Source organism: Sphingomonas sp. GV3, from assembly GCF_031082075.1.
Taxonomy (GTDB): domain Bacteria; phylum Pseudomonadota; class Alphaproteobacteria; order Sphingomonadales; family Sphingomonadaceae; genus Sphingomonas; species Sphingomonas beigongshangi.
The window spans coordinates 102,311-108,310 of the sequence record NZ_JARWLE010000003.1 but is presented as its reverse complement, the minus strand read 5'-3'; the positions used below and the strand labels follow the sequence as shown (position 1 = coordinate 108,310).

General features: G+C 62.1%; 5 protein-coding genes. 2 read left to right on the top strand and 3 right to left on the bottom strand.

Going from position 1 to position 6,000, the window contains the following annotated elements; genetic code table 11:
* The first annotated feature begins 612 nt into the window (after window positions 1-612).
* Together RF701_RS17395 and RF701_RS17390 are read left to right on the top strand one after the other, a co-directional pair.
* Window positions 613-1,338 carry a PEPxxWA-CTERM sorting domain-containing protein gene (locus tag RF701_RS17395; RefSeq protein WP_308815799.1) on the top strand — a complete coding sequence of 242 codons (726 nt, stop codon included), beginning with the start codon at window positions 613-615 and terminating at the stop codon, window positions 1,336-1,338.
* A 656-nt stretch (window positions 1,339-1,994) separates the two neighbouring features.
* A complete protein-coding gene (locus RF701_RS17390) occupies window positions 1,995-4,904 on the top strand; it encodes a MobA/MobL family protein (protein ID WP_308815798.1) in 2,910 nt (969 codons plus the stop codon).
* Window positions 4,905-4,971: 67 nt separating this feature from the next.
* On the opposite strand, the gene RF701_RS17385 is transcribed toward RF701_RS17390, so the two are convergent.
* From RF701_RS17385 to RF701_RS17375, 3 genes are read right to left on the bottom strand one after another with little or no spacing between them, the layout of a single operon-like run.
* Window positions 4,972-5,325, bottom strand: coding sequence for a hypothetical protein (locus RF701_RS17385; protein ID WP_308815797.1), 354 nt, complete (start codon window positions 5,323-5,325; stop codon window positions 4,972-4,974).
* Complete coding sequence (locus tag RF701_RS17380; RefSeq protein ID WP_288937358.1) at window positions 5,322-5,495, bottom strand: hypothetical protein; 174 nt, start codon at window positions 5,493-5,495, stop codon at window positions 5,322-5,324. Before RF701_RS17380 ends, RF701_RS17385 begins: the two co-directional genes overlap by 4 nt.
* Entirely contained in the window at window positions 5,492-5,851 is a 360-nt protein-coding gene (locus tag RF701_RS17375) for a hypothetical protein (RefSeq protein ID WP_308815796.1), read from the bottom strand. The genes RF701_RS17380 and RF701_RS17375 overlap by 4 nt, the downstream gene beginning before the upstream one ends.
* Window positions 5,852-6,000: the final 149 nt, after the last annotated feature.

Genomic DNA, 6,000 nt, shown 5'->3' with positions numbered 1-6,000 from the left:
GGCGCGCCTCGAAGTAGAGCCTGCCTTGGCGAGGGCCCGGGTCGCGTCGATCATGACGGTCCTCGGCTCGGCATCGCTCGCAGCCAGTCCCGGCATGATGCGCGTGGAAACGCGAGGCTCCACGCAAGGCTTCCACCGATTGTACTGCGTCTTGCGAGGACCATGGATGCTGGGTGCAGCCCGCCGGTCGTCCAGCCGAGGCTTACCATGGTCCATTGAAGAGACGGCCCCAGCCGCTCGAGCTGCTCTTCAGCGGCCAAGCCGGTCGCGCATCCCCGTCTGCTCGCGAGGCCTTGGTCGACTCGCGACGCTTACAAAGGGGTGCGGACCCTGATCGTATCTCGAGATCGTTCGATTGGGTAAGCAAAGATGACATTTGTTAAAGACAATCGCTTGTCTGACCTATCTGGTTACTCGCTTGCCAAACTTAGCGACGACTCGAACTCCTCGGCCGCGCAAGCAAAAGGCGCCATTTCGAGTAGCTCGTCATTCCGTTTCACTTTGAAACACCGTCTAGAAAGCGGTTTACAAACCATTTTTTCGGATTAATCAGGCGTTAACGTTGGCGTTTGCGAATCACCGCTAGCCCCCTTTACCAAGGAAACTGATGCCATGAGGAAGATGTTTGCTATAGCAATTGTCGGCATCGCTGCCGCAGCGGCCGCTCCCGCAGAAGCCGGCGTGCTTTCCGGCAGCTACCAGGTGACCGTGAGCGAAGGTGTCACCAATGGCGCCGGCTTTAACACTGCCAGCGGCAATCCGTTCTCGGGCGCCAACACGGCGTCGGCTTCCTTCCTCTACACGGGGCTCCTCAATTTCCTGAACAATGCCCCGCAAGCCGGTGTTGGCGGCGATCTGAACTCGAGCTTTGGCTTCAGCACCGCGAACATCAGCGGCTACACCGGCTCGGGAACCGTTCTGTACAACGGGACGCAAGTCGCCAACTTTGGCAGCCTCGCCTCGTTCCTGAGCTCGTCGGCCAGCGCCGCTGGTCAGCTCTATGGCTCGTTCTTCACGTTCAACCTTGGCACTTTCAATGCCGGGGACAAGCTCACCATCACGCACGATGATGGCGCCGCTGTATTCCAGAACGGCACGCGCATTGGCAACACGGTTTCGGGGCCGACCGGTCAAGTCACCGACACCGTGACCCTGACGAACACGGGTCCGATCACGCTGACCTATTCGCGTCAGAATGGCACTCCGTCGATCCTGAGCGTCGCCGCGGTGCCCGAGCCCGCAACCTGGGCGCTGATGATCCTGGGCATGGGCGCGGTCGGCTTCGCGATGCGTCGCCGCAAGAATGCGAACACCAACGTGGTGGTCCGCTTCGCCTGAAGGCCTACCCTTCGATAGGCGAGGAAAGCCGCCGTCTGGTCAGACCGGACGGCGGCTTTTTCGTGCCCTTCCGCCTGCGGGTAGAAACGCGCTGCCGAGACGTTCCTGCTGTCCTCTCGCGACGGGCAATTCAGATCGGGTTCGACGAGCGTCCGCGGGACCCAGGGTGCGGCGCGCCCATCCATCCAGACGCACCACTGCTCGCGGTCCGGATGTGACGGAGGCAGGTCGAGAAGCAGCCGATGAAGCTGCTCGTCCCGTGCGCCTTTTCGAAGAGATCCGCGACGCGTTGCTACTCGCTACGCCTGACGCCCGACCGTTTCTTCTCTGTCATCGTAGGGTTATGAACGGGAGGCCCTAGCCTACGGTGTCATTTCGCCCTCAGCCGGAGCCGTGCCCTCGTTCGGCGTCTTGTTCATACAACCTCCGCCTTCTCAAGAAAACAGAGCCTTCGATAAACCCAGTCCAGTTCAATCCGATGGGGAGGAAATTTGAGGCGCAACAACGCAATTTGGCGGCAGCGCCAAATTGAAGCGTAATGCCGGACCCGAGTGGGGGAGGGGGCGTGGTCCTCCAACCTGCGGTTTTCCGGAAGGCGGAAGGCGTGCCTGTGGGGGGTATTGCCTTTGACCGGGGTGACCCGGACACTAAGCCACATGGACGCTGCCAACGCTTCTGATCCGGCACGACCCGTCTATGCGCATCACGTGCGTGCGCTCGAGGCGCGGATGAAACAGGCAGAGCACGAAGCCGTAGGTAAGAACTGGTTGCGAGGCGGGTTTCGCGACCAGCGGGCCAAGGATAGCGAAACGGTTCGGAAAGCACCGCCCTATGGTTGGGCCGTCGACTTCTTCCGGCCTAGTTCGCTGACCGGTCGCGATCGCCAGTCGGGCGGCGTCCGGATACCGCATGTCGACTTCAAGCCGATCACCCCGGTCCGGCCGCCCCGAAGCAGGGATGGGGTCGTGCGGGCGCACAGGGCGACACAAATGACTGCGGCCGAGCATCTCGATTATGTCGGCAAGGGCGCGGCCGTCACCATCGCATCACATCTCGACTATATCAGCCGTGATACAGGGAGCGCAGATTCGCTCGGCGAGCTGAAACTGGACGCGCTCGACGAGCAAGCAGAACGCGCCGAGAAGAACGCATTGAGCCGCTATACCAATATCCCCGGCGGTTGGTCTGCAGCACGCAGTCTGTTCGAAGCCGCGGAACGCACCGTGCCCGATCCCAAGACGTACGAACTCATTACGACGGATTATCCGTGTACGTTCCGCTTGGCGTTGATGCTCAAGGATGCACCCCAATGGCTGCGACCGATGAAAGAGCGACTGGAGGCCGCGCTTGACGAGGAACGCCGGACGTCCGCTACGGCCGGCCCGATCAGAAAGCGTAATCCGATCGTTCTTGACCGGGTGACGCCGGATGTCGCGCATGAACGGCTCGCCTGGCTGGACCTCCATGCCGATGCCTATGAAGGGCTGTTCGAGTGGCGGCAGGGGCGAACGCAGCGCTGCCAATATCGCTTCGTTGGCGAACTGCCCGATGGCCTGTCGGCCCGGCAGCGTTACGACATCCTCGCCGATTTCTGCGGCCAACTGGACAAGGACGGCTGGATGGTTGCGGGCGCCATCCACCAACCCGATGCGACCAATGACAAGCGCAACTTCCACATCCATATCGACTTATACGATCGCAAGGCTGTGTGGCTGGAACCGATAGGCGACGTCGGGAAAGGCTGTTGGGATTTCGAGCGTGTCGAGCGCCGGAACGGCAAGTGCGTGCACCCGCATCGACAGAATAAGGTCCGCTATGACGGTGGCCTGACGACGGACGGAAAGCAGCGTAAGGTGGACGTTGCCGCATTGATGCGCACACGCTTCATCGATGTCGTAAACGCGGTGGTAGACGGCGCCCCCGGCATCGTCCGCTATCTGCACGGTACCTACAAGGACAACAATATCGATCTGACGCCGCTCGAGCACATGGGAAACCGGGCGATGGCGTTCGAGAAGCGCGGGCTGGAAACCGAGATCGGTTCGCGCAACGCTCAGCGCATCTTTGGCGATGAAGCAGCGGCCTGTGAGGCACGCGTGCGTAAGGATGAAGCGGCGCTGGCCGGCGAGAACGCCCTGATCCGCGCTGCCGTGCCGGATGACGTTCGGGCGCTGGAGGCGCTCGAACGTTATGAACGGCTGCAGCGTCGGCTTATTCGGCGACGCCTCCAGGCGGAGCTGGCGGAAGTCACGATTGCAAAGGCACGGTCTCGCGCGGATGCCGTAATCCAGACGCTTACCCCGATGCCTGGTCACAGGGTCAAGCTCCTAAGCGGCGATGTGGAACTGCTCGTCGAGGCGAAGCGGCATATCGCCTGGGTGGAGCAGAACAGCCCGTCACCGGCCGAACGCGAGGCGGAGCGACGCGTTCTTGCCCGGCTCGAATACCGTGCCGCACAAGAATGGTCGACTATTGTCGCAGCGACGTCACGTGCCGCCCATGCGGGTGGCGTCGAAGCTTCTGCACCGATCCGCTATCTGCCTCGTAACCGGGACAGGGTCGCCGCTGCGCCACGCGCCTCGCGCTACGATCCGCAACGGCGCCAGCGATTGTCGCTCTGGCTACGCAAGCATCGTGCCGACAGCAATCTGCTGACCTTCGCGGATGGCGAGGTTCGCCTTGGCAAGAACGTGCCTCCTGCCATCGACACGCTGATGCGCCATTTCGCCGGAGAACCATCGTTCCAACGCTTGTTGTCGGCGGAGCGGCATCGACGAGAAGTTCGGCTCATGTCACAGGCTGCGTCGGCGAAAGGCAAGCTTGAACTTCCCGGCCCGTCGCCGGTCTCCATGATTCCGGTCGACCAGTGGGAATGGCCCAAACGATCGAAGCGTAATGCAACAGCGCATGACGCTGCTGCCATTGCCGACGAACCGGAGATGGACGCCGCCACGGGAGCGGGCAACGACGCCGATGCAGCGGCCGCTCTCCGCCTCAGCCGCGCGATCGCGGCGAGAGACGAGGAAAAAGCTTTGCGCGCCACGTCCATAATCATTGATGCCATCGCCAAAAAGAAATTGGCCACTGAAAAGCTTGCAGCTGGGTCGGTGAGCACAGGCGACACCCTGCAATATGACGCCGAACCGGCGAAACGGACCAGTGACCGACCCGACGTTTGGACGATACCAACGGTGACCGATCACTCACCATCCCAATACGTTCACCGCAGCAAGGAGCAGTATCGTGAATCGCGCCGCCATCCCCCGGATGAAACCAACGGCGTTTTGCCAGGAGTTAGCGGCGGTGACGTTCGGGGAGGATCAAAGATTCATCTCCCGATGCGAGATGCATCAGCCGATCGTATAAGCGATGCACAAGGTAACGCACCGATATCACCCACGCGGAACGCTCCCACTGGCTCGACGCCCAGGCGTGGGTTGCTTAGTCAGGCGGCGGACGTCCTCAGGGGCGACGCACAGGTCGCAAGGCCGAAGGGAAGGAACACCGATCACACCAACCACGCCGATCCCACCCTCTTCCACGGCAAGGGTGGACATGGACGTTAGGCGACCGTCGGTTGGCTAACGAGGATCGGAGGTTGTAAGTCGATCACAGCGACTGTCGATCGCTCGGTCACTGACATTGCTCTCGAGCATCCTGGCGGATCTGGCGGCGCGCCGCGACGTCGGCTTGCCCGATCAGCATCGAGAACGGGTTGTTCGAACGCAAAAGTCGCCCGTCGGCATCGTCCGCCATCATGCACCGGATGATCATGTCGAGGGGCTTACCGAGAAGTGCATGCCACAACCGCTGACCGAGCGTGGCCTCGCCAGCCCCGACGACCTTGGCGATCCGGGTTGCCGCCTCGAGCACGAGTTCGGGGCGTTTGCGAAGGACCTCGGCGTAATGATGCGCACGGAGCAGGCGTTCTGCCTCGTTCATATCGTGCGCCGTGGGAGATCGATCGCCAGTGTTCGCCATCGTCACGCCCCCGTCGGGATCGATCCGGCCAGCAGGCCGATGACGGTCATAGCGCAACCGGTGAACAGCGCGCCCAGGCCGATGGTCCGCACCTGTCGGCGCTTGCCGATCTCACCCGCCGCCAGCAAGATCGCGCCGCTCAGAAGCAGCCCCAGCCCCAGATCGGATACGGTCACGGCATATCACCCGTGGGGGCAGCGCCCTTACGAAAGACGGTCTCGATCAACGCAGGGCATAGATCGCGATAGGTGTCGATGACCCGCAGCCAGTCGGTATGGGCCGCCAGCGTCCAGAAATTGCCGTGCGCCAGGCCCACGCAGACATCGTCGTTCGTCGCGTCGTTGAACCCGCGCGAGTTGATCAGCCAGGCGATGGCATCGTCCTCGGACCCGGTGAGCCCGATCAGCAGGCCGAGCATCTCGACCAGCGTGCTCCGACCGTCTTCGCCGCCATACCGGTTATCCGGATCGTCGAGAATGAGGTCGATGAAATTCGAATAGTGCGACATCTCCAGGCGCAGGCGCTCCAGCATGGCATCGCTGACGGCGTGTGTTGGTCGGTTCATGGTCGCTCCGCGTTAGATGCGCGCGACGCTAACAGGCCCAGTGGGCCTGTGAATCCGCGCGGACGGATACGTAAAAGTACGGATGGACAGGCAGGCAGCGCCTGCCTGCACGGGGC